At 46.4% G+C, this 22,780-nt stretch carries 23 protein-coding genes; 19 read left to right on the top strand and 4 right to left on the bottom strand.

Annotated elements, in window-relative coordinates:
• Positions 1-9 precede the first annotated feature (9 nt).
• The 10 genes from KI379_RS14540 to KI379_RS14495 all read left to right on the top strand — a co-directional run bounded on the left by KI379_RS14540 (position 10) and on the right by KI379_RS14495 (position 12,968).
• On the top strand, positions 10-891 hold the full coding sequence (locus KI379_RS14540; protein ID WP_076164814.1) for a carbohydrate ABC transporter permease: 882 nt from the start codon (positions 10-12) through the stop codon (positions 889-891).
• Positions 892-985: 94 nt separating this feature from the next.
• Entirely contained in the window at positions 986-3,352 is a 2,367-nt protein-coding gene (locus KI379_RS14535) for an AraC family transcriptional regulator (protein ID WP_212983995.1), read from the top strand.
• A 93-nt stretch (positions 3,353-3,445) separates the two neighbouring features.
• Positions 3,446-4,591 carry an enolase C-terminal domain-like protein gene (locus KI379_RS14530; protein ID WP_244879296.1) on the top strand — a complete coding sequence of 382 codons (1,146 nt, stop codon included), beginning with the start codon at positions 3,446-3,448 and terminating at the stop codon, positions 4,589-4,591.
• 264 nt (positions 4,592-4,855) lie between these two features.
• A complete protein-coding gene (locus KI379_RS14525) occupies positions 4,856-5,581 on the top strand; it encodes a stalk domain-containing protein (protein WP_212983993.1) in 726 nt (241 codons plus the stop codon).
• 173 nt (positions 5,582-5,754) lie between these two features.
• Positions 5,755-6,909, top strand: coding sequence for a GntR family transcriptional regulator (locus KI379_RS14520; protein WP_212983992.1), 1,155 nt, complete (start codon positions 5,755-5,757; stop codon positions 6,907-6,909).
• Between the two features lie 205 nt (positions 6,910-7,114).
• Positions 7,115-8,065 carry an ABC transporter permease gene (locus KI379_RS34075; protein ID WP_076164825.1) on the top strand — a complete coding sequence of 317 codons (951 nt, stop codon included), beginning with the start codon at positions 7,115-7,117 and terminating at the stop codon, positions 8,063-8,065.
• A 33-nt stretch (positions 8,066-8,098) separates the two neighbouring features.
• Positions 8,099-9,016 carry a carbohydrate ABC transporter permease gene (locus KI379_RS14510; protein ID WP_076164828.1) on the top strand — a complete coding sequence of 306 codons (918 nt, stop codon included), beginning with the start codon at positions 8,099-8,101 and terminating at the stop codon, positions 9,014-9,016.
• Positions 9,017-9,073: 57 nt separating this feature from the next.
• Positions 9,074-10,765 (top strand): extracellular solute-binding protein, encoded by a 1,692-nt coding sequence (locus KI379_RS14505; protein ID WP_212983991.1) that lies wholly within the window; start codon positions 9,074-9,076, stop codon positions 10,763-10,765.
• 117 nt (positions 10,766-10,882) lie between these two features.
• Positions 10,883-11,866 (top strand): Gfo/Idh/MocA family protein, encoded by a 984-nt coding sequence (locus KI379_RS14500; RefSeq protein WP_212983990.1) that lies wholly within the window; start codon positions 10,883-10,885, stop codon positions 11,864-11,866.
• A 19-nt stretch (positions 11,867-11,885) separates the two neighbouring features.
• Complete coding sequence (locus tag KI379_RS14495) at positions 11,886-12,968, top strand: Gfo/Idh/MocA family protein (protein WP_212983989.1); 1,083 nt, start codon at positions 11,886-11,888, stop codon at positions 12,966-12,968.
• A gap of 103 nt (positions 12,969-13,071) precedes the next feature.
• On the opposite strand, the gene KI379_RS14490 is transcribed toward KI379_RS14495, so the two are convergent.
• On the bottom strand, positions 13,072-14,112 hold the full coding sequence (locus KI379_RS14490) for an NAD(P)-dependent alcohol dehydrogenase (RefSeq protein ID WP_212983988.1): 1,041 nt from the start codon (positions 14,110-14,112) through the stop codon (positions 13,072-13,074).
• A 147-nt stretch (positions 14,113-14,259) separates the two neighbouring features.
• On the opposite strand from KI379_RS14490, the gene KI379_RS14485 reads away from it, so the two are divergent.
• The gene (locus KI379_RS14485; RefSeq protein ID WP_076164838.1) at positions 14,260-14,682 is read left to right on the top strand and encodes a MerR family transcriptional regulator; all 423 of its coding nucleotides are present in this window, start codon (positions 14,260-14,262) and stop codon (positions 14,680-14,682) included.
• Between the two features lie 63 nt (positions 14,683-14,745).
• Here KI379_RS14485 and KI379_RS14480 read toward each other — a convergent pair whose 3' ends face one another.
• Positions 14,746-15,291, bottom strand: a complete 546-nt coding sequence (locus KI379_RS14480; protein WP_076164840.1) for a TetR/AcrR family transcriptional regulator — start codon at positions 15,289-15,291, stop codon at positions 14,746-14,748.
• Positions 15,292-15,499: 208 nt separating this feature from the next.
• Between KI379_RS14480 and KI379_RS14475 the strand changes: the two genes are divergently transcribed.
• From KI379_RS14475 to KI379_RS14460, 4 genes are read left to right on the top strand one after another with little or no spacing between them, the layout of a single operon-like run.
• Positions 15,500-15,886: a DUF2255 family protein gene (locus KI379_RS14475; RefSeq protein ID WP_212983987.1), complete on the top strand. Its 387-nt coding sequence runs from the start codon at positions 15,500-15,502 to the stop codon at positions 15,884-15,886.
• Between the two features lie 37 nt (positions 15,887-15,923).
• Positions 15,924-16,679: a carboxymuconolactone decarboxylase family protein gene (locus KI379_RS14470; RefSeq protein ID WP_244879295.1), complete on the top strand. Its 756-nt coding sequence runs from the start codon at positions 15,924-15,926 to the stop codon at positions 16,677-16,679.
• 17 nt (positions 16,680-16,696) lie between these two features.
• A complete protein-coding gene (locus tag KI379_RS14465) occupies positions 16,697-17,560 on the top strand; it encodes an aldo/keto reductase (RefSeq protein ID WP_212983986.1) in 864 nt (287 codons plus the stop codon).
• A 47-nt stretch (positions 17,561-17,607) separates the two neighbouring features.
• Positions 17,608-18,015 carry a cupin domain-containing protein gene (locus KI379_RS14460; protein WP_212983985.1) on the top strand — a complete coding sequence of 136 codons (408 nt, stop codon included), beginning with the start codon at positions 17,608-17,610 and terminating at the stop codon, positions 18,013-18,015.
• Positions 18,016-18,102: 87 nt separating this feature from the next.
• On the opposite strand, the gene KI379_RS14455 is transcribed toward KI379_RS14460, so the two are convergent.
• Entirely contained in the window at positions 18,103-18,591 is a 489-nt protein-coding gene (locus KI379_RS14455; RefSeq protein ID WP_212983984.1) for a DinB family protein, read from the bottom strand.
• A gap of 267 nt (positions 18,592-18,858) precedes the next feature.
• Here KI379_RS14455 and KI379_RS14450 point away from each other — a divergent pair, with 267 nt between their 5' ends.
• Genes KI379_RS14450 through KI379_RS34070 form a run of 3 tightly spaced genes read left to right on the top strand, consistent with a single transcriptional unit; the run spans position 18,859 to position 21,460 of the window.
• Entirely contained in the window at positions 18,859-19,617 is a 759-nt protein-coding gene (locus tag KI379_RS14450; protein WP_212983983.1) for a cyclase family protein, read from the top strand.
• A complete protein-coding gene (locus tag KI379_RS14445) occupies positions 19,614-20,783 on the top strand; it encodes a hypothetical protein (RefSeq protein WP_212983982.1) in 1,170 nt (389 codons plus the stop codon). The genes KI379_RS14450 and KI379_RS14445 overlap by 4 nt, the downstream gene beginning before the upstream one ends.
• Positions 20,784-20,836: 53 nt before the next feature.
• Complete coding sequence (locus KI379_RS34070) at positions 20,837-21,460, top strand: hypothetical protein (protein ID WP_244879294.1); 624 nt, start codon at positions 20,837-20,839, stop codon at positions 21,458-21,460.
• A 35-nt stretch (positions 21,461-21,495) separates the two neighbouring features.
• Here KI379_RS34070 and KI379_RS14435 read toward each other — a convergent pair whose 3' ends face one another.
• Positions 21,496-21,855: a DUF6220 domain-containing protein gene (locus KI379_RS14435; protein WP_143811866.1), complete on the bottom strand. Its 360-nt coding sequence runs from the start codon at positions 21,853-21,855 to the stop codon at positions 21,496-21,498.
• A gap of 208 nt (positions 21,856-22,063) precedes the next feature.
• Between KI379_RS14435 and KI379_RS14430 the strand changes: the two genes are divergently transcribed.
• The gene (locus tag KI379_RS14430) at positions 22,064-22,615 is read left to right on the top strand and encodes a dihydrofolate reductase family protein (RefSeq protein WP_089547557.1); all 552 of its coding nucleotides are present in this window, start codon (positions 22,064-22,066) and stop codon (positions 22,613-22,615) included.
• The last annotated feature ends 165 nt before the right edge of the window (positions 22,616-22,780 follow it).

Genomic DNA, 22,780 nt, shown 5'->3' with positions numbered 1-22,780 from the left:
AGAAACGGTATGCTTCACAAACGCAGCCTGGGTGAATGGATATTTTCCGGCGTCAACACATGCTTCATGATTCTGCTTTGCTTCGTCACGCTTTACCCGTTCCTATACGTATTGTTCGCCTCTTTGAGCGATCCTACAGAAATGGCCCGATTTCGCGGCATGCTGTTTTACCCTAAAGGATTTAACTTGGAGGCATATAAAGCCGTAATGGATAATCCGATGATCCTGACGGGTTACCGAAACACGATTTTTTATGTCGCTGGCGGTACAGCCATCAACTTATTCATGACCACACTTGGAGCCTATGCACTTTCTCGCCGCAACGTCTATTTCAGCAATTCCATCATGTTCATGATCGTGATCACGATGGTGTTCAATGGGGGGCTCATTCCATCGTTTCTGCTGGTGAACAGTCTCGGCATGCTGGATACGCCTTGGGCACTTCTCCTGCCTGGGGCAGTCAGTTCATTTAACTTGATCATTATGCGAACCGCATTTCAAGCGGTACCTGTGAGTCTGGAGGAATCCGCGCGGATCGACGGAGCGAACGACTGGACCATCATGAGCCGGATCATTGTTCCTCTCTCGATGCCCGTGATAGCCGTCATGATTTTGTGGTATGCCGTCGGACATTGGAATTCGTACTTTAGCGCATTGATTTATTTGCGTGACCGGGAGTTATTTCCCCTGCAGCTGGTTCTCCGTGAAATTCTGATCTCCAACAGTACGGACAGCATGACGACCGATGCAGCGGCCTCAGATCGGTTAGACATCGGAATCACGATCAAGTATGCGACAATTATCATTTCTACACTTCCGATATTATGTCTGTATCCGTTTCTGCAAAAGTATTTTGTGCACGGTGTCCTGATCGGTGCGTTAAAAGAATGATCGTCACACGAATCGGTCATCCAACGAAGGGAGTAAGCTTGCTCTTCCCGAATAATAGGGAGTGAGCAAGCTTTTCTATACTAGGAGGATCGCAATGTTTTCATTCATCCGAAAAAAGAATGCCGGAAGCAAAAGAAGAAGCCTATTCATCAGGATGCTCGTATCCAATTGTCTGCTGCTCCTGCTTCCCATCATCATCTGGTTTGTTTTCTATACCCAGTTTGAACATATCATGAAAGCCAATGCGGAACGTTCCAATCTTGGCATGCTGGAGCAAATGCGTCTCAATATAGACAGCAATCTTAAAGATATTGAACATTTATCCAATCAAATGATACTTAATCCTAAGCTGCGTTATTTATTGGATACGCAAAGCAAAAACTTATCCGAACGATATCATCTGGTACAGTTTTCAAGAGACTATTTAAAAATGTACTCCCACATGACCAACAATTTTGTTTACGATTTCTATATTTTTTTGGACCGAAGTGATTCTGTGATCAAACCGAACCTCGTGACCGATTCGCACAGCTTTTACGATAAATATTATAGCTTTGATCATCTTACCTATGAAGAATGGCGTAAACAGATGATCAGCTACCATAGTCAAACTTACCTGCCGGCCGCAACCTTACAGCGAAACAGCAGCCTGAAGAATGATCCTATGAAAGTCATTACCTTTATGCAATCGCTGCCTGTCGAAGACACCTCCACGATTAAAGGGAGTCTTGTCGTTCTGATCGATGAAGCCAAAATTCACGAAATGACACGAAAAATCGAGTCCGCCAACGGGAGCTCCGTTTATATCGTGGACCAAAATCATGAACTCATCAGCAGTACACCCGGTGCCAGCCCTTTATCAAAATCCATATTGAACGAACTGAAGTCGAATACCGGTCTACTCAATACCCATCTGAACGGTCAAGATGTGATGGTATCCTTCACTACCTCGGAACAAGTCGGATGGTACTATATTGATGTGATGCCATTGAATTTATATCTGCATAAATTAAAACAAATGGAGCATCTTGCGCTGTGGCTTCTCTTGTTATGCATCCTCGTAGGGAGCGCAGCAGCGTATGGAATCACATATAGAAATTATTTTCCAATCAAAAGAATTGTAGAGGCGATACCGGCCGGAAAGTTCCATCCCCGGAAAGCGGCTGGTGATGAATTCGACTACATCATGGAAATGATGAAGGTTTCCTGGGACGAGGAGAGAAGTATTAAGAACAAGCTTACCCAGCAGCTGCCCTTGCTTCGTTCCAATTATTTGCATCGTGTGCTTCAGGGCTATTACGAGCCTCCAGAGCAAATGAAACAATCGCTGGAATTTATGGGTATCCAGTTTCCGTTTCCTCATTTTGCCGTCATTCTCGTTCAAGTGGACGACTTGACCCGGTTCGCACCGAACCAAAGTGAAAAACAATGGGCATTGGTCCGATTTATTATCTCCAATTTGGCTGAAGATTCGATCTACGACTTGCATACGATACATACTATAGACCTGGAGAAAAACCGGCTGGCCCTGCTCGTCAATCTGTTGCCGGATCAGTTGGAGCATCCGACTTGCCGGGTTAAGGACATCGTCTCTGAATTGCACTACATTTTGGAGACCCGATTCAAGCTGGAGATCAGTATAGCCATAAGCGGAGTTCATGAGGGGCAGCATCAGATTGGAGAAGCCTATTTGGAGGCGGCTGCCGCCTTGGAGTACAGGATGGTAAATGGGCAGCTGTCGATCTTTTATTATCATGATATCCGCCAGCAAAAGCTGCAATATTATTACCCCGTCGAAACCGAGCTGCAGCTAATCAATTGTGTTCGAAGCGGTGACAAAGAGCAGGTTGTCCTTCTGCTTAAACAGCTGTTCGATATGAATTTTAGCGACGAATCTATCACTCCTGAGCTGGGGAGATGCCTATTATTCAGTCTCGCCAGCACCCTGCTGCGTATCATGACTTCGGATACTCCGGCGTACCGCAGGCTTACAGAGGGCGACATCCATCCTGTACGTTTCCTGCTCTCCTGTAAAACAACCGATGAAATGTTTGAAAAAGCGAAGGATCTGTATTTATCGGCTGCCGAATCATTCAAACTGGAACGGAGTGACCACAGTGAACAGCTCCTTCTGCAAATACAGGCTTGTATTCAAGCGAATTACGCCGATCCCAACATGAGCCTGAATTTATTGTCTGAGCATTTGCAAATCACACCGCAATATATCTCACAATTTTTTAAAAGGGTAAGCGGGCAGAACTTAAACGACTACCTGACAGTTGTACGGATGGATCACGCAAAGGAACTGATGTCGGATCCCGGGCTGACCAACGCACAGATCGCCAAGATGGTCGGCTATACAAGTGACAGCGTTTTCATTAGAGTTTTTAAGAAAGTCGAAGGGATTACTCCTGGTAAATATAGAGAGAGTATGACGAAATGTGATAGACGAATACCATAGGCTGCTAACCATATAGTCTTTTAATGTGGTCAACGATTTGAATCATTGGGAAATGAAACCGCCGAGTTGATGAAGGAGGGGGATCCTGTGAATATGACGGGTATACAACCGGATTGGATCGTGGAAAAGATCGAATTCGCCAAGTTAAGGGGAGAACGTGCCAGAAACGCCGGGGCCAATGGCAGAATCGGCATTCATGGCAAAAGCTGTACTGTCGATATCGCCAGAATTACGATCGATGGACAAACGGGTTACGGCAGCTCGCTATATATGACGCCGGAGTGGGCCGAAGGCATCATAGGCCGCAGATTGCTTGACTTATTTGATGACAAGGGCAGACTGCGCGAAACGTATCGCTTGCCATTGGAATATCCGGTGTTAGATTGGTTAGGACGGAGACAAGGCAAACCAGTATATGACTTGGTATCGGATGCCAACCTGGAAAGGGGAGTCCCATTTGTTGTCCCATGTTATGACACCTCTCTATACTTCGACGATTTGCATCTTTCCGATGAGCAGGCAGCCGTCGCATTGATGCAAGAAGAAGCGATACAAGGCTTTGCGAAGGGCCAGCGTCATTTTAAAATTAAGGTTGGCCGAGGCGGACGCCATATGCCGCTTTGGGAAGGGACGAAACGGGATATTGCGATCGTACGCGGGATTGCAGAAGTGGCGGGTCCCACAGGCAAAATTATGATCGATGCAAATAATGCGTATAATTTGAACTTAACCAAAGAAGTATTGGCGGCTTTGACGGATGTGAACCTGTATTGGCTGGAAGAAGCGTTCCATGAGGATGAAGCCTTGTACGAAGACCTCAAGGAATGGCTCCGGCAACGCGGGCAGAATGTGCTTATCGCAGACGGGGAAGGGCTTGCCTCACCGCATCTCGTGGAGTGGGCGATTCGCGGATGTGTCGATGTGCTGCAGTACGATATCATCTCGCCGGGTTTCACGCATTGGATGGAATTAGGCGAAAAGCTGGATGCCCATGGTTTGCGGTCCGCGCCTCATTGTTACGGCAATGCTTACGGGATTTACGCGTCGGGGCATTTGTCAGCTGCGGTGCAAAACTTCGAATTTGTGGAATATGACGACATGATCATTGAAGGCATGGATGTATCAGGCTATCGAATCGAAAACGGAGAGATTCATATTCCGGCGACCCCCGGTTTCGGAATCGTCTTCGACGATGAGCTTGTCACCAGCCTGATCCAGCAGTCCGGATGGTCCCTTTAAAACCTCAGAATAAGCCGAGAATATATTCAAGTTGCAAGGAGGCTGCCGCATGGCGGCCTTTTTTAGTTCTCTTGATTTCGACCAAAATGTTTACAAGTCGGATACAATTCGGAGATAGTTTGGAGATAAAGTCGCTTTATAGTTAGGTACATAAGGAACCCCCGCCTTAAACAAGATAAACGGGGATATGAAGAAGGTTTGAGTTCTACCAAGGTAAGACATCGCGTTTGCTTCGGCAATAAAACAACAAGGGAGAGAATAATTATGAAAAATCGTGTAAAAGGAACCATTATGGCTGCACTTGTCATAGGAATGACTGTTTCCGGAGCGGCAGGCGTCTACGCCGGTGCCAACCTGCAGAAAATTTCCGCCTACCTCAATCACAACATCAGTTTCAAAATCGATGGAAAAACGTTTGTACCGACGGATGGAAAAGGGAACAAATTGGCTCCAATCGTATACAATGACTCGACTTATCTTCCGGTTCGTGCCCTGTCTGAGGCATTGAAGGCATCGGTTGATTATAATAGCCGTACCGGTGTCATCACCATTGGTACACCTTCTGCGCCTAACGATGGGAATACAGGAAACCATACAGGAGCCGATCTTGTGGCTGTTACGTATTCGACTTCTCAAATTCAGGCGATTAAGAAAGAATTCGCGAAATTCGACGGCTTTACTACGGCTTATGCGCCAATGCAGGCGGTGAAAAATGATAGTTTCCAGAAAGTAGCTGCTGGTGGGGATTCGGTCAAGTTTACGTTTAAGCACATGAGCGTAGAAGTATCGCCGCGGGACTACGCTTTCGAATATGATGGTAAAAACGTCACGCTCTCCAATGGGGTGCAGGCTAAATGGTATACACCAAGCGATACCGCGATGCTGACTTTTAAACTCGATGACCGATTTGTTACGCTCTACTCGCAGGACCATTCCCTCTCGAACGCGCAATTGGAGAAGGTAGCCGTATCCGTCGCTAAATTGAAATAATTCATTGATGACGATTTTGTTTAACTTAACAAGCAGATCGATGAAGCAGCAGGCTTCCGAAATATCGGGAGCCTGCTATTTGTGTATCCAACAAAGAACGGACATGGAATAAATCGATCTCGTCATTCGTATTTTATATATTGAATATATTGATATGAAATGTGGTGATTCGGATGAACTCAGCGGACAGAATACCTTTGTATCAGATGGTTCAAGAGTATATACGTGATTTGGTCACGTCCCAGGTATTGAAGGTTGGAGACCGTATCCCTACGGAAAAGGAACTTATGGAGCGTTTCGGTGTAAGCAAGATTACTGTCGTGCATGCCTTGTCCGGTTTGGTTAACGAACGAATCATTACAAGAGTGCCCGGAAAGGGGTCCTTTGTAAGCGATCCGGAATATGAAATGCCGACGGCATCTCCTAAAAGTGCGGTACAGCAAACTAATCAAACCAGCGCAGAAATGCAGACGAGGCTGATCGGTCTGATTATGCCCAGCATTTATGATTATTTTACCATTAGACTTGTCCAGGGGATTCAGCAAGCACTAAATGAAAACGATTACCGTTTCGTGATCTATTTATCGGAGGGCAGCATTGAGAAGGAAAAAGAGGCGATCCAGACCTGCAGTAAAATTGGAGTGGAGGGGCTGCTGATTTTCCCGGTAGACGAGGAACTATTCAATGAAGAAATATTAAGCATGAAATTTGCGGGATTTCCATTTGTTCTCATCGACCGTTACCTTCCGGGGGTAGAAACTCACTATATCGCATCCGACGGTAGGCTTGGCGCTAACCTGGCTGTCAATTACTTATGGGAGCTGGGGCATCGTGAAATCGCCATATGCTCTGATTCGCCCATACAAACCGTTACCGTTCAAGAGCGGATCGACGGATATATGAATGCCTTAAAGGAAAAGGGATCCCTCATTAACCCGGCTCACATCGTAACCGGTTTTGAAATCGGAAGTCTTGAGCAAGCTGAAGCACATCCGCTGTACCGATATATCCAGAATCGAATGGCAACGGCCTATATTACGCTAAACGGAAGTCTTGGCGTGAAAATCCATCAGATGGCACGTCAAGCCGGATTGAAGGTGCCTGAGGACATATCCATCATCAGTTTTGACGATCCGACTTCCATCATCGAAGGATACAGCACATTCACACATGTTAAACAGTTTGAACGAGATATGGGCTACCGGGCGGCAAACACGCTGCTTGAGGTCATAAACAGTGATGACGGCCAACCCGGAAAATACATTAAAACTCTCGTGGAGCCGGAATTGGTGATTGGCGAGACGACGGGAACATTTCCTTTTTTCTGACCTGAAGATAACTTTTATGCGAATGAAGAAATTATGGAATGATTCCTACACCATATTGAATATATTTGAATCATACAAATGAAACCGCTTGCAATAAAGGAGGGGGAAACCGTGCGATATGCCTTACGCAAATGTGAGACCGGAATGTGTGAAATCCATGCGATATAAAGCCTGATACGACGAAGATGTAGGAGGTGTTCGGAGAATGGTACCCAAAGGTGCTGTTATCCCTAGATATGAACGACTAAAAAAGAACAGAAAATTAGTTAAAATATGGCAATTTAGATATATATACTTATTTATTCTTCCTGCGATCCTATGGTTTCTGGTTTTTGCCTACTATCCGATGTACGGCATTCTGATCGCGTTCAAAGATTACAAATTCAATCTGGGGATCTTGGGGAGTCCGTGGGCAGGCTTTAAATATTTCGAGCAGTTTTTAAACGATTCCAGCTTTTACGATGTTCTCCGAAATACGTTGTCCATTAGTGCCCTTAAGCTGATTTTCGGATTTCCAGCTCCTTTGGTCTTGGCCTTGATGCTTAATGGAATCATGCACAAAAAAATTAAAAGGGTTTTTCAAACGATTTCCTATCTGCCGCACTTCGTGTCGTGGGTCGTCGTCGTTACTTTACTTCAAAAAATCCTGTCTCCGAACGTAGGTCTCATCAATGATATTCGGTACCAGATGGGTTTGGATCCGATCTTTTTTATGGGGAAGCCGGAATTGTTCTATCCATTGGTCATCATTTCCGATATCTGGAAAGGTGTAGGCTGGGGTTCGATCATTTATTTAGCCGCGTTAACGAATATCGATCCGCACCTGTATGAGGCAGCCGAAATCGACGGGGCAGGCCGGTGGAGCAAACTGTTTAAGATCACGCTTCCATCCCTTACGCCAACGATCGGCATATTGCTCATTTTCTCCCTCAGCGGAATACTGAATGCCGGCTTTGACCAAATCTGGCTGATGCAGTCTCCCGCAACATTAAGCGTCTCGGAGATATTGGACACGTATGTCTTAAAAACTGGCCTGCAGCAAGGGCAATTAGCCTATTCCACGGCCATTGGTTTATTCAAGTCAGCGATCTCGCTGCTTCTCATCGTGGTTGTCAACAAAGTATCCAAACGCGTGAGCGATGTATCGTTGTGGTAAACAGCTGGCGCTGAAGATTGAGGAGGTGTGTGTATGGGGGAGAGAAGGCTGACGCCGGCAGATAAAATGTATGCGACGCTGAACTATTCGGTGCTGCTTTTATTCTGCGCTACGGCACTCTATCCATTTATCTATTTTCTGGCCCTTTCTTTCAATGACGGCTACGACGCGATGAAGGGCGGAATCTATCTTTTTCCTAGAGTGTTTACATTAGAAAACTATGCGAAAGCTTTTAGCAATCCCTTAATCCTAAATTCGTTTTATATTTCCATTTCCCGGACCCTGATCGTAACGGTTGGCTCCGTATTTTTGACGGCGTTATTAGCCTACGCCCTGTCGCGGAAAGGGCTGCCCGGAAGAAAATATATCGTATTCTTCTTTTTCTTCACCACGTTGTTCAGCGGAGGCCTCATTCCGACCTTTATCCTGTACCGGGAATTGCACATCCTGAATACGTTTTGGGTGTTGGTACTGCCGTCCCTGTATAACTTTTTCAATGCGATTATTATGAAAACCTTCTTCGACGGAATCCCGGAAGGTCTGTCGGAATCGGCCCGAATCGACGGAGCAAGTGAGTTGGCGGTATTCGCAAGAATCATCCTGCCTCTTTCGATGCCGGTCCTTGCTACGATTGCCTTGTTTGTCGGGGTTGGCGTGTGGAATGACTGGTTTACCGGTCAGTTTTTCATACAGAACGAAAAACTGCAGCCTGCGGCTACGTTCCTGAACAAGATGATCAGCGAAGCGTCTTTCCAGTCGATGACGTCGTCGGGAAATAGCGGATCAGCGATCCAAAACATGACCCAGTCTCAGATGGAGCTGCGGGGTGTAACGCCGGAAGCCTTGCGCATGACCTTTGTCATTATTATCACGACCCCGATCATCTGTGTGTATCCATTTCTTCAGAAATATTTTGTCAAAGGCGTATTGGTAGGTTCGCTTAAGGAGTAGTTGGTATAAAAGGCTAGGCCTTTTATATATAAACTTCCAATGGAAGGGGATTGTAGGATGAGGAAGAACAGGCGTAGGAGTGTTCTTGCCACGACACTAATCGCGTTACTGCTGTTAGTGACCATGACGGCATGTACGGGAACAGGCAAAGAAGAGAAAGCAGGCACGGTTGACCCGGGTCCGAATAAGACAGGTACTGAAGAAATAAAGCCGGTAACCTTGACTTTCCTCAGTGCTTGGAACGGCGGCGGAGCCGGTTTCCCTCAGGACCAGAAAAATAATCCGGTGGCCCAAAAAATCAGGGAAAAAACCGGGGTGACGTTAAACCTCGAATCCATCACAACAAGCGAAGTAGAAAAACTGAATACGATCTTCGCTTCGGGTACGGTTCCGGATATTGTTAACGCACCGTTCTGGTCTACTACAGGAGGAGAAGGGCAAGTCATCAAGAAGGCAGCCATGGAAGGACAGCTTCTGGATTTAACCCCTTATCTCGATAAATACCCGAATATTAAAAGACTGGTGACGACCGGGATTGCGAAGGATTTTGCCGAGTTCGATCTCAATAGTCCAGATTTTGAAGGCAAGACGTATCTCATTCCAACGGAGACCCCGGACGGAACCCCCGAGAGCCTTCATAATTGGAATTACGGCCTTTTTGCCAGGGGAGATATCCTGAAAGCTCTAAATGTAAAAGCGGAGGATATTGATACGCAGGATGAACTGTACGATCTATTGGTCAAGATCAGAGATGGCGGTTTCAAAGATATTGGCGGGAAGCCGGTCATCCCGGCCGGAACGATGTGGAATGGATGGGATTACGGGCAGTTCCTTGCCGGATGGTCGGATTATTCGATTTCGGACTTCCGTGAAGTGGACGGAAAACTGATTCACTGGACGCAATCCAAGGATTATGAAGCCAAGTTGTTATACATGAGAAAGCTGCTAAAAGAAGGATTGTTTGATCTTGAAGCCTTCAGCAATACGAGTACAACAGCGAATGAAAAGCTCACGACGGGCAAGATGGCTGTATTCGGTGCCCAACCGATGTTAGCTGATTTACAAAAAACGCTGTATAAGACGAATCCGGAAATGCAATATGAACTACTCGGCCCGATGAAGAATAAGAACGGAGACATTCGAACGCAAGTTGAAAAACCCGGCCGTTCCGGTTTCCCTGTCCTTTTCTTGAGCGCGAACATCAAAGATCCCGATGCGGCATTGCGGTACATTGATTATGTCAACAGCGAAGAAGGGCGATTGCTTGCGTATTTCGGAATTGAAGGAACGCACTATACTATGGAAAACGGGATACCTCAATGGATTCCGGATGTGAAAAAACAATTCGATGAAAACCCGGATCTGAAGAGAGACGCAGGGCTCAATTTTCTTCCAGGAAGATTCATCGGGGCATTCTCCAATGAAGTCACTTGGCCAACGCCCGAAGATCAAAAAACGCAGTGGCAAAAGTTGGAGGAGAGCTTCTCGGCAAAAATGCCTATCAAAATCATAGACAAAGTAAGCGCCAGCTACCTTGCAAGAGAATGGCCCAAATACCAGGATTTTATCAGTAAAACCAGCAGCTTGAATTTCGATGACGAATTTAAGAAAGCACTGTTTGCTTCGTCAGATGAAGAAGCTCTAAATCTTCTTCATAGTGTTCAAGAAAAATATAAAGCCGCCGGCGTGGATGAAATGGCGGAGTTCGTAGCTCAAAAAGCTGCGGAAAGAGATGATGTAGAATTCTAGATCGTTCAATCTATATCGTGAACCATTTTGGGGTGGCGTTACTGCCATCCCAATTCACTTTCTAACGAATGCTCAAACGCATACGACGACCATTAACCGATTACGGAGGGGAAAAGGATGTTGAACGTTGCGATGTTAAGCAAGTGGCATGTGCATGCAGCTGATTACGCCAGAAGGCTGCAAAATCATGGAAACGTGAAGATTACAGCCGTCTGGGACGAACAGCCTGAACGCGGAAGCGAATGGGCTGCCCAATTGGGAGCGGATTTTGAAGCGGATTTGGACAATTTGCTGAAACGGGAAGACGTCGATGGCGTCGTCGTGGACGCCCCTACAAGCATGCACGCAGACGTCATGGTAGCAGCCGCTCAGGCCGGCAAACACATTTTTACCGAAAAAGCCATGGCTCTTACCACCCAGGAATGCGATCGGATCTCTGCAGCGGTACGAAAAGCTGATGTCAAGTTTTGCATTTCATTTCCTGCTCTTACAAGACCACACCAATTGTTCGCTAAACAATTGATCGACGACCATATACTAGGGGACATTACGCTTTTACGCATTCGTAACGGCCACGACGGTGCTTTAAACAATTGGCTGCCGGAATACTGGTATGATGAGAAGCAGACAGGGGGCGGAGCCATGATGGATTTGGGCTGTCATCCGATGTACATCGCAAGTATGCTGCTCGGTAAGCCCAAAAGAATCACCTCCATGTTTCATTACTTTACCCATCGAGCAGTGGAAGATAATGCGCAGTGCTCGATTGAGTTCATAAACAACGCGGTCGCCCTTGTCGAAACAAGCCTTGTGACGTACAAAACTCCTTCCGCACTTGAGATTTACGGCACGGAGGGCACCTTGATGATCTCAGATGATTCCGTTAGAGTCATCTCGAAGAAGCTAGATTTGCCTTTCTCCGGATGGATTTCTCCGAACCAACTCCCTAAAGAGCAGCCGCTTCCGATCATCCAATGGGCAGATGCATTGCTTCATAACAAGCCGATGCCCTTCGGACTGGAACAGGGGACAAAATTGACGGAGCTATTGGAAGCGGCATACACCGCTCATAAGGAAAACCGGACGGTAGAGTTCAAATAGCGTGGGGGAGGGAATTCAGATGAGAACTGTAAAAGTAGGAATCATCGGCTGCGGCATGATCGCGGGCGGGAAGCATATGCCGTGTTTGTCCAAGTTAGATCATGTACAGATGGTGGCCTTCTGCGACTTGAAGCCGGAAAGGGCCGAGGAAGCGGCGCAAAAATACGGCACGCCAGATGCAAAGGTGTTTACCAATTACAAAGATCTGCTTGCGATAGAGGATATTGAGGTCGTACATGTATTGACACCGAACAGCGCTCACGCGTCGATATCCATTGATGCTCTCGAAAGCGGCAAACATGTCATGTGCGAAAAACCGATGGCAGTCACAGGTGCGGAGGCTAAAGCGATGTACGAAGCCCACTTGCGAACAGGCAAGAAGCTAACCGTCGGGTATCAGAATCGCTCCAACGCGAGAAGCCAGCTGTTAAAAAAGATGATTACCAATGGGGAACTTGGAGATATCTATTTTGCCAAAGCGGTTGCGACCCGGAGAAGAGGCGTACCTACATGGGGCGTGTTCCTGGATAAAGAGAAACAGGGAGGCGGTCCTATGATTGATATTGGAACCCATTCCCTTGATCTGATTCTGTGGTTGATGGATAACTATGAACCGGTTAGTGTCGTCGGCAGCGTCTTCCATAAACTGAAGTATACCGAAAATGCCGCAAACGAATGGGGATCCTGGGATCCAAACGAATTCGAGGTAGAAGATTCGGCGTTCGGGTATGTGAAATTTAAAAATGGAGCGACGGTCATCATTGAAACCAGCTGGGCCCTTAACATTGCAGAAGGTGGCGGCAACCTGTTGTGTGGAACGAAGGGAGGAGCAGATTTTGCTAAAAATGAGCTGCGGATCAATGGCGAGAGGGACGGGAGCCTGTTCCTGAATAAAATCGATGTGAATCCGAATGCGAGAGAACGATTCAGCGGAGAAGCAATGACCGATTTCGAGTATGAAGCCAAGCAATGGATTGACAGTATCGTGAACGATACCGAACCTTTGGTTAAACCGAGGGAAGCGATGGTTGTATCGCAAATCTTAGAGGCGGTGTATATATCCGCAGAAACGGGAAAAACCGTTTATTTTGATGAGGAATAAGGACGTGGAATGAAGATCATAGAATAAAGCGAAGGTGCCCAAAAGCTTGCTTTTGAGGCACCTTCAGCATGTAATCACTTATGGAACAAATGTGGTACGCAGCTTACATCGTGCTAATATCAATGACGAATCTGTATTTCACATCCGAGGCTAATACACGTTTGTAGGCTTCGTCAATCTGGTCGGCCGAGATCACTTCGATCTTAGGAACGATGCTGTGCTGTGCACAGAAGTCCAACATTTCCTGTGTCTCGCGGATGCCTCCAATCATGGAGCCGGCAAATGAACGCCGATGTCCGATGAGGGACATGACATTCAGCGACAACGGCTCCCCAGGGGCACCGACGTTTACCAAAGTTCCGTCAAGCGTAAGCAGTGAGAAATAAGCATCCATATTGATGCTGGCACTCACCGTATTAATCATCAGATCAAAGCGGCCGGCGAGTTTTTCGAAGGTTTCCGGATCGCTAGTGGCGTAGTAGTGGTCTGCACCCAATTGCAGGCCATCTTCTTTTTTGCTTAAGGTTTGGGACAAAACCGTGACCTCGGCACCCATCGCATGCGCAATTTGAACAGCCATATGCCCGAGGCCGCCCATACCGACTACAGCTACTTTTTTGCCTGGGCCGGCCCCCCAATGATTAAGCGGGGAATAGGTAGTAATACCCGCGCAAAGCAATGGCGCCGCGGCATCAAGCTCGATGCTGTCAGGAATTCTGACTACGAAATCTTCAGTGACGACAATGTGGGTGGAATAGCCGCCTTGAGTTGGCTCGCCGTATTTGTCAACACCCGCGTAGGTCGGTACGTTTCCTTTGAGGCAGTATTGTTCTTCCCCTTTAAGGCAGTTCTCGCATTCGCCACAGGAATCAACCATACAGCCAACCCCTACACGGTCACCGACTTTGTATTTTGTGACATGAGGGCCAACAGCCGTAACAATTCCTGCAATCTCATGTCCAGGCACAAGCGGATAGTTGACAGGTCCCCATTCGCCGTGAGCCGTATGGATATCGGAATGGCATATTCCCGCAAATTTAATTTCAATTAAAATATCCTGCGAATCCAGATCGCGCCGTTTAATTTCAGCTGCTCGAAACGGTTTGTCAGGACCGTCGACAGCTCTTGCTTTAGCAGTAATCATCTCGAAATCCTCCTATCAATGATTGTTCAAATGTTGCAAAATCAATTTTATTCCCTAGAGTTAACTCTAGGTCAAGCACTGATTTTATGATAATATCAAAATAGGTATAAACGACAGAGCCATATCGCAAAGAAAGGAAGATCCCTGTTGAAGACATTTTCAATCAGCGAAGCTGCCAAGCAATTGAACCTTACTATATATACGTTGCGTTACTACGACAAAGAGGGACTTTTGCCTTTTGTAGAACGTACAGCCAGCGGAACACGCTTGTTTAAAGAATCCGATATTGAGGCTTTAAAAGTAATCGAATGTTTGAAAACTACGGGGATGCCGATTAAGGAAATTAAAAATTTTATTAATTGGTGTTCAGAAGGGGATACGACTCTGAAACAAAGATATGATATGTTTCTGGAACGGAAAGCTGCTGTAGAGGCGCAGATGGAAGAACTTAAAAAAACGATGGAAGTCATCGAACATAAATGCTTTTATTACAAGACCGCGCTCGATGCCGGTACGGAAGATGTTCATAAGCACAACAAAATTGGGAGTAACTTCGCCTCGACTTATTAATAGAAAACCACCTGTAATCCATAGATTTCTATAGGAATTACAGGTGGTTTTGTTATTCAGAGGTTATAAATTTCGATCCAGCAAGATCCCTGTCTGTTCTGCCATGACACGAGGGGGAACAGGCATACCATTCCTGAACCACCATTCAACGGCCCCCACGACGGCTGCCCCGAAAAATTGCAGGATAACTTCTTGATTTAAGCCTTGATTTTTCCCTTCGGTTACATCGACTTCAACTTTATACTCTTGAACGACTAAATCAAGGAAACGGCTGCGGAAATGAGCCGCGCTTTTGGTATTCAGCATAATTGAAAAAAACAAATGATGCTCTGCAAAATATTCGAACCAGACATAATTTCCTTCTTGGAAGCTCATTTCGGATGCAGATCGGCAAAGTTCGCTGAGATTACTGATGTGTTCTTCGATAATTTTATCCAGCAGGTCGTATTTATCCAAATAGTGCAGGTATACCGTACCTCGATTCACATTGGCCCTGTCGGAAATATCACGGATGGTAATGTCATCAAAGTTTTTTTCTGCCATCAGTTCCAGAATGGCCTTCTTGATCGCTTCTTGGGATTTGACTACCCTTCGATCCACTTTAGTCATTTTTATAACGTCCTCCATCTTAAGATAATCGGCAATTATAGATCATTTGTTGAGTAACGCACACATAGTGAGGAAATGACCATTGTAAGCATGGGGGTTCTGTATAAAATTATAAACACGAGTTGATTAAACAATCAATGTTCATTTTTACTGCTGTAGTTCATTCTATGTGCATGCTTAATATCAAGTTTTAAGGAGGATCCCATTCATGAGTACGTGGTCGAAAGAAGAATTGAACAGGATCGCTGAGTCCGATGATCTTCACATCTCACCTTTTCGGGAAGACGGCGTTACCTATGGTACCCCGACCTGGATTTGGTCTGTTGTGGTTGGCGACTCACTCTATGTACGCGCCTATTACGGGCAGAACTCCCGTTGGTACCAGGCAGCAGTACAGAAAAAGGCGGGGCGCATCACGGTGGCTGGCATGACTAAGGAGGTTGCGTTTGAACCGGTTGAAGGGGAGATCGGCGACCTCATCGACAATGCATATCGTACGAAATATAAGGGAAGTCCTTATCTGAACTCGATGATCAGTATGCGAGCCCGTTCAGCCACAGTGAAGGTTGTGCCGTTTACCGTACATGAATCATAACGGCTTGTTTGAATTTGTCCTATGGATAGGAGGCTGCATGATGAATCGAATTGAGAAGAGCCAAGAAACGTACAAGCAGCTATTCGGCGATGGAGTGCCTGCCGCATATGCCACGGATCCCGATTTTCAGGATATTTTGAGCCGGTTTATTTTCGGGGAGGTCTTTCATCAAGGCAGCCTGGATGACAAAATGAGGGAGCTCATCACCTTAGTGGTGCTAACCACAAACCAAACCTTGCCTCAGCTCAAGGCACATGTCCATGCTGCCCTGAACGTCGGACTTACGCCGATCGAAATCAAGGAAGCCGTGTATCAATGCGCGCCTTACGTCGGTTTTCCCAAAACGCTGAATGCCATGACGGAGGTCAACGACGTTTTCAATGCAAGAAACATCGCATTGCCGCTGGAGAGTCAACAACAGGTTGAAGAAGAGACTCGGTTTGACAAGGGACTTGCCGTGCAGGTGGACATTTTCGGCGACATCATTACCAAAAACCGGGAGAATTCTCCGATCAATCAAAAGCATATTCAGGATTATCTTTCCGCCTTTTGCTTTGGCGACTTCTATACCCGTGGAGGCCTGGATTTGAAAACGCGGGAGCTGCTGACGCTCAGCATCATCAGCGCACTCGGGGGTGCGGATCATCAGGTCAAGGCACATGTACAAGGCAATCTAAATGTCGGCAATGACAAGGAAACGATGATTACCGCCATCACGCATTGTCTTCCTTATATGGGATTCCCTAGAACGTTAAATGCTTTGAGCTGCATCAATGAAATCATTGCGGAATAGTAAAGGAGACAAAACCAATGTTTAACGAAACATTCAAATTATCGAATGGTATTGAAATTCCTAAATTAGGATTGGGCACTTGGCTTCTTGACGATGAACAGGCGGCACAGGCCGTGCGGGATGCGGTATCTCTAGGATATCGCCATATGGATACGGCTCAGGCCTATATGAATGAGGCTGGAATAGGCGAAGCAATCCGTACCTGTGGTGTCGCGAGAGAAAAACTTTTCATTACGACAAAGGTTGCTGCAGAAGCAAAAAGCTATGATGCAGTTACGCAGTCCATCCATGAGTCCTTAGCCAAGTTGGGACTGGAATACATTGACCTTCTGATTATTCACAGTCCACAACCCTGGACGGAGTTCCGTGAGGAGAAGCGTTACTTCGAGGAAAACAAAGAAGTATGGAAAGCGATGGAGGATGCTTATAGAACAGGCAAAGTAAAGGCCATCGGTCTGTCTAACTTTCTTCAGGATGATATTGAGAACATACTTGCAGCCTGTGAGATCAAGCCTATGGTCAATCAGATCTTGGCACATGTGAGCAATACGCCCTTGGAGCTCATTGAATTCTGCAAAAAAAATGACATCCTGGTGGAGGCCTATTCACCCATTGCACACGGTGCAATCCTTGGTAATACTGAGGTTAAGGCAATAGCAGATAAGTATGGGGTATCCGTTGCCCAGCTTTGCCTGCGTTATGATATCCAGCTTGGTCTTGTCGTACTTCCAAAGACGGCAAATCCTGATCACATGAGAAACAATGCAGAGCTTGATTTTGTTATCAGCGATGCAGATATGGAGACATTGAAGAACGCAGAGCAGATCCAAGATTATGGTGAGCATAGCTTCTTTCCGGTATTTGGCGGGAAATTGAAGTAAACAGAGCCAGAGGATACGAATAAATAATGTTTAATGGAGGAACCCAAATGGCCAAACATGAAGAAGTAAAAAACGGTGTGATTTTCCCTGTTGGAGAGAAGAATGAAGCATTTGCCAAATATTTTGTCGGACAAAGTTACCTGCAGACGTTGGTTGCCGATCCCAGCGTTCCTGTTGGCGTTGGCAACGTAACCTTTGAACCGGGATGCCGGAATAACTGGCATATCCATCGTGATGGGTATCAGATTCTATTGGTAACCGGCGGCGAAGGCTGGTACCAGGAAGAAGGAAAGGCCGCCCAGTTCCTGAGAGCTGGTGATGTTGTTGTTACGCATGATGGTGTAAAACACTGGCATGGTGCAGCAAAAGACAGCTGGTTTGAACATATTGCTATCACCGCTGGTAAGCCGGAATGGCTGGAACCCGTCACGGATGAGCATTACGACAAATTGTAATACAGGTGAAGGCTAGGACCACTTGTTCAGGTATAAAAAACGGGATCGTCCGAATTTGGACGCTCCCGTTTTTATTCATGAAGTTTTTTAAAAGCTGCGTTTACCTGCCAAAGCTCCCTGCATTTTAGTTAAGAATACAATTTGCCCAATATGATATGCGTCGTGCATTGCTAAACTCTTTAGTTCGAGCACCAATGATCTTTCTCCAGGGATCGGTCTATACAAATCTTCTTCTTCTGATTTTGCTAGTATTTTTTCAAGTTCGCGATGAACGTAAACGTATTCTTGTTTTGTTTCCTTCCAATTTTGAAGCGTTTCAGCTGGTAATCTAAATGTAGATTTATTATCTTCGGCCTGTGGTTCATTGCCTGTCTCACCAAGAAATCGCATCAGAAGTCTCTTTTCATAGAAAAGTAAATGACAAACTAACTCCCAAATGGAATTCATTGAATCAACGGGTTTCCAAATTGCCTGTTCAAACGTAACATCCTCTAGCACTTTTTCAAGTGGTGGAAACCAGTCTTCTTGATCTAAGCAGCTTGCCCATTGCTGCAGCAAAAGCGTTTTTACATCCATTTTTACCCTCCAATACATTTTATGGTCACAATTCATTTGCGAAGTGTTGCTGATGGTTATGAAATGAGCCTTATTACGGAACAATGAACGACACATTATTTTGGAAAACTCTGTTACCAATAGATTATCACAAGTTGTGTTTACCAAGAAATAACAACTATCTAGAGTCGTATAGGGATGGGACATACCTTCACGTTGGCCTATCGGTTATATGTACAATTTAGTATAATGTGGATGATTCGAGGTGAGAGGGGAGAAATAATCATCATGAAGCTTATTGACTTGAGCGTGCCGATCAGCCCGCGTATCCGCGAGCCGCTGCCGGCGAAAATCGAATATGCGACCCATGAAGATGGTGCGCGGCAAGCAGCCGAGATACTGGGACTGAAGCAGGAGGATTTTCCAGAGAGCAAGGCGTGGGCAACGGAAATGGTGACCCTGAATACGCATTCGGGTACCCATATCGACGCGCCATGGCATTACTGGCCGGTCTCGGAAGGGAAGCAAGCAAGGACGATCGACGAACTGCCGCTCGAATGGTTTTTTTCTGACGGCGTGGTGCTCGATTTCAGTGCGAAGCCGCCAGGTTATGAGATTACAACGGATGACTTGATCGCTGAACTGAAACGGATCGAGTATACGCTGAAACCTTTTGATATCGTTCTCATTCGGAGCGATGCGGACAAACGGTTGTATCACGAGCATTATGCATTTCTTCATGCCGGGGTATCGGCTGAAGCTACGCTGTGGCTTCTGGACCAAGGCATCAAGGTAGTCGGCACTGACGGCTGGGGCTGGGATATTCCGCTCAACCTGCAGGCTGAAGCGTATAAAAAGCAGCCGCGGGAAGGCGTACTGTGGGCAGCGCATTACGTCGGCAAGGACAAGGAATATTGCCAGATTGAGAAGCTGGCTAACTTGGACAAAATACCGAAGCCGTTTGGTTTCAAAGTATGCTGTTTTCCGATTAAAGTGGAAAAGGCCAGTGGCGGCTGGTCCCGACCGGTCGCCATCGTGGAAGAATGAGACAAGATGGCCGCTTTCCCATCGACCTGACAGGTCTTCGCAGCCACACGCTTGTGATGCGACCCGGGGTGGGGAGCTTATCCATTGGCCCGTCGTACTTAGGGAAAAAGGCGGATCTTCACGTCGAGCCCGACGCGCGTATCGATTGGACCGTATTCGATGCCTTTGCTACGCCAGCCGGCTCACCTTGGCCGCGTTATCTGCGCTATACAGGCAGTGACGCAGGCTTCTTGGATTGGGCACAGAAGCGTCCTATTGAAGAAATGACGTGGGCCCCCATCCTGCCGGCAGACACGGTGGCGGATGCCAGCCTGTCCATTTTGCATGGATTGCACATCGAGTTGGGTCCGTCCGGAGGGTGTCTGAACCTAAAACTTCCGATAACGCCTTGCCGCTTGAATGTGTCCGGCGATCTATCACGCCTCTTGGTCACTGGAAACATACCGTCTTCTCTGACACTAGCGCCTCACACAAGTAGACGCAAGAATGATCCCCCTTTCTTGATGCCTGACCTAGGTGAGCTGCACCAGGTGACGAGCCTGGCGTTACAGAATACGCCGATGGGACAGCCGGTCTCGCTGGAGTGTCTGAACCGCTTTCCGAACCTGAATTCACTGAGTTTATGGGGGAATTTCTGCGATATGGACGTGTTGGCCCGTCAGGCCCGGTTAACGAATCTGGAGCTGCGTTTCATGCCGGATCTGAAAGATTTGCCCCCGTTAGACACGTGGCCGATGCTTGATAGGTTTATCGCATACAACGTGGAAGAGATGACCGGTAAACGTCTGAAGCAGCAAATGAAAGCCCGCGCGAAAATCCGGCCGTGGAGCGGTCATGCTTCAGTGAGCCAATTGCGCAAGCCCGAGTGGTGGTCGACCGAGTTCGGGCGCCCATTCTCGTCCTGGCCTAAACGTCTGGCCAAGGTGGCTAACGAGGCTTACAACGTTGCACAGGCAAGCTTATCGCAGGCCCGCAGCTTCGCCGATGCCGAGGCAGCCATTACCGCCTTCACCGTGCGCTTCAATACCCTCAAAGGTATAGAAACGACTGAGAGAGAGGACCTCGGCGAAGCAATATGGCAGCTCAGCCAGTCCGATCACCTGATCGGCCAGCCTATCACGGAAGAAATGGCTCAACGCTGGTTCGATGCTGCGCGCAATTACTGAAGCATCAACTCCGTATTTTGCTGTGCCAAGTTTATAGAAGGAGTGATGGCGCCATGACTTTAAATCAACAGCATTGTCAGGAATCGATGAGGTACTTAGCGACTGCCCCCATTCGCGAAAATGATCCGAAGTTTATCGGCGCAATAAATGAAGTAGACTATGAGTTGTTAACAGCAAATGAGGCAGATTTCATTGAGGTGCTGTATTTTAAACTGAAAAATATCGCCCTTCGCAATAGAATTCTGCATGGTTTAATCCGGTGCAAGGAATTGGAGCTGAAGGATTTTTTTCAGAAAGCCTATAAGAAGGAACGATATTTGGACATGAGACTGCTCGCCATCCATGGATTAGCGCATTATGCCACAGAAGAAGAGATCGACAAGGTCATCGATCATTTCCTTAAGATTTTGATGAAGCGGCCGGAGACTACACCCTACAACTACCAGGAATATGAGTTTTTAAGATCCGCCTTCGGGCTGCCTCTCCTCATTAAAAAATACGGGTATCGCTGTTTTGAGAAAGCACTTCAACAAGTCGAGAAACAATATGATGCTATGCCGGAAGCATTTAAGGGGCATTTTACTATTGATGAAAATGGAAAGGCAGTCCAGTTGAGGAGTCCCCACGAAACGAAACAAATGATTGAACGTTTTTTTGCGGCACAGAACGGTCGCTAATCAGCTTATTCGCGATGTCGTGAAGTGGCTTAATTTTATTTTTTCTTCATTAAAAACGGATAAGAACTTCGAACCAAGGCAAGAGAGCCCCAAAACAAGGCGAGCGCCAGAACGGGATGCAGCGCGCCTGCAATATGGAGAGCCGTAATATATTGAAGACTGATCAGGACGAACAGCCCAAGACTTCCCCAGATCATGCTCCGGTTGAGTTTCCCGACGATGCCGAGGATGAACAGGATGAGCGAGATCGATCCAAACAGGGGAACGAACGACCGATGATATTTCCAAAGTTCCGAATCCCCGAACAAAGCCATTCCGGCCAGATATACTTGCACAACGATACAGATCAAAAATACGAACGCAAGGATGGCATACGCCGAGCGGTAATATTTCACTCGGGAAGACTCCTTTTTAATCGCTTCAACGTTCAATGTTCCAGCTCCTTTCATCAGATGTAATGGTCATACGTCAATTTTTGAACTACACATAAGACGCTGAAGGGCTCTGGATTGTGACAGCGGAAACGAACAAGGAAATGAAACCGGCAAGTAGAATAAATAAGGAATAAATAAGGAACATATATTTTTGGGGAGGGATGACTGAATGGCTGAACTGATTTATCATGTTGCCGTTTCATTAGATAACTTTATTGCGGATCAAGGTATGATGGATGGAGATATTCATGAGTCAAGCTTTTTATTTGAAGGGGATCATGTTCCAGACTTTTTAACAGATATTCAACAATACGATGCCGTATTGATGGGTGGAAAAACATATGAGTTTGGATTTCAATTCGGTGCTAAACCAGGTGAACCGGGTTATAAGGGCATTAAACATTACATATTTTCAAAATCCATGCAATTTGAGTCAAACGAAGAGGTCGAACTTATCCATGGTGATGCAATAGAATTTATTAAGAATCTCAAACAACAAGGGAACGGTAAAATTTGGTTATGTGGAGGCGGGGAATTAGCGGGGTCGTTGATTAAACATAAACTCATTGATCAATTAGTACTGAAGGTTAATCCAATTATTGTGGGTGAAGGTGTTCCTCTCTTTGGAAGCGTAAAGCCACGTCTTAACTTGAAATTAGTGGACATGAAACAGTACTCTAATGGTGTTACCAAACCGACGTACAACATTATTTATACATAGGATGATTCTGGAGAACCTCTTTGTTAAGCTAGTTTAGCCGGCTGTTTTTCATTTCTCAATATATACAGAGGAAAAAGTGAAGCTTGCAAATGGCTGCAACCTATTTGAAGCCGCTTCCGTCTGATGGATTGTTAGCAGGTAGACGTCATCCATCTCAGGATCGGA

The organism is Paenibacillus cineris (assembly GCF_018333335.1).
GTDB classification, from domain to species: domain Bacteria; phylum Bacillota; class Bacilli; order Paenibacillales; family Paenibacillaceae; genus Paenibacillus_AQ; species Paenibacillus_AQ favisporus.
The sequence above is the reverse complement of the archived record's forward strand: the minus strand, read 5'-3'. Positions and strand labels throughout refer to the sequence as shown.

Bases quoted from the DNA above. Each gene is read 5' to 3' on its own strand.
- KI379_RS14470 (WP_244879295.1), top strand. From the start codon at position 15,924: ATGATGAATCGAATTGAGAAGAGCCAAGAAACGTACAAGCAGCTATTC.
- KI379_RS14540 (WP_076164814.1), top strand. From the start codon at position 10: ATGCTTCACAAACGCAGCCTGGGTGAATGGATATTTTCCGGCGTCAAC.
- KI379_RS14465 (WP_212983986.1), top strand. From the start codon at position 16,697: ATGTTTAACGAAACATTCAAATTATCGAATGGTATTGAAATTCCTAAA.
- KI379_RS34075 (WP_076164825.1), top strand. From the start codon at position 7,115: ATGGTACCCAAAGGTGCTGTTATCCCTAGATATGAACGACTAAAAAAG.
- KI379_RS34070 (WP_244879294.1), top strand. From the start codon at position 20,837: ATGACTTTAAATCAACAGCATTGTCAGGAATCGATGAGGTACTTAGCG.
- KI379_RS14475 (WP_212983987.1), top strand. From the start codon at position 15,500: ATGAGTACGTGGTCGAAAGAAGAATTGAACAGGATCGCTGAGTCCGAT.
- KI379_RS14450 (WP_212983983.1), top strand. From the start codon at position 18,859: ATGAAGCTTATTGACTTGAGCGTGCCGATCAGCCCGCGTATCCGCGAG.
- KI379_RS14460 (WP_212983985.1), top strand. From the start codon at position 17,608: ATGGCCAAACATGAAGAAGTAAAAAACGGTGTGATTTTCCCTGTTGGA.
- KI379_RS14505 (WP_212983991.1), top strand. From the start codon at position 9,074: ATGAGGAAGAACAGGCGTAGGAGTGTTCTTGCCACGACACTAATCGCG.
- KI379_RS14535 (WP_212983995.1), top strand. From the start codon at position 986: ATGTTTTCATTCATCCGAAAAAAGAATGCCGGAAGCAAAAGAAGAAGC.
- KI379_RS14455 (WP_212983984.1), bottom strand. From the start codon at position 18,591: ATGGATGTAAAAACGCTTTTGCTGCAGCAATGGGCAAGCTGCTTAGAT.
- KI379_RS14530 (WP_244879296.1), top strand. From the start codon at position 3,446: ATGACGGGTATACAACCGGATTGGATCGTGGAAAAGATCGAATTCGCC.
- KI379_RS14525 (WP_212983993.1), top strand. From the start codon at position 4,856: ATGAAAAATCGTGTAAAAGGAACCATTATGGCTGCACTTGTCATAGGA.
- KI379_RS14495 (WP_212983989.1), top strand. From the start codon at position 11,886: ATGAGAACTGTAAAAGTAGGAATCATCGGCTGCGGCATGATCGCGGGC.
- KI379_RS14490 (WP_212983988.1), bottom strand. From the start codon at position 14,112: ATGATTACTGCTAAAGCAAGAGCTGTCGACGGTCCTGACAAACCGTTT.
- KI379_RS14430 (WP_089547557.1), top strand. From the start codon at position 22,064: ATGGCTGAACTGATTTATCATGTTGCCGTTTCATTAGATAACTTTATT.
- KI379_RS14520 (WP_212983992.1), top strand. From the start codon at position 5,755: ATGAACTCAGCGGACAGAATACCTTTGTATCAGATGGTTCAAGAGTAT.
- KI379_RS14445 (WP_212983982.1), top strand. From the start codon at position 19,614: ATGAGACAAGATGGCCGCTTTCCCATCGACCTGACAGGTCTTCGCAGC.
- KI379_RS14480 (WP_076164840.1), bottom strand. From the start codon at position 15,291: ATGACTAAAGTGGATCGAAGGGTAGTCAAATCCCAAGAAGCGATCAAG.
- KI379_RS14500 (WP_212983990.1), top strand. From the start codon at position 10,883: ATGTTGAACGTTGCGATGTTAAGCAAGTGGCATGTGCATGCAGCTGAT.
- KI379_RS14510 (WP_076164828.1), top strand. From the start codon at position 8,099: ATGGGGGAGAGAAGGCTGACGCCGGCAGATAAAATGTATGCGACGCTG.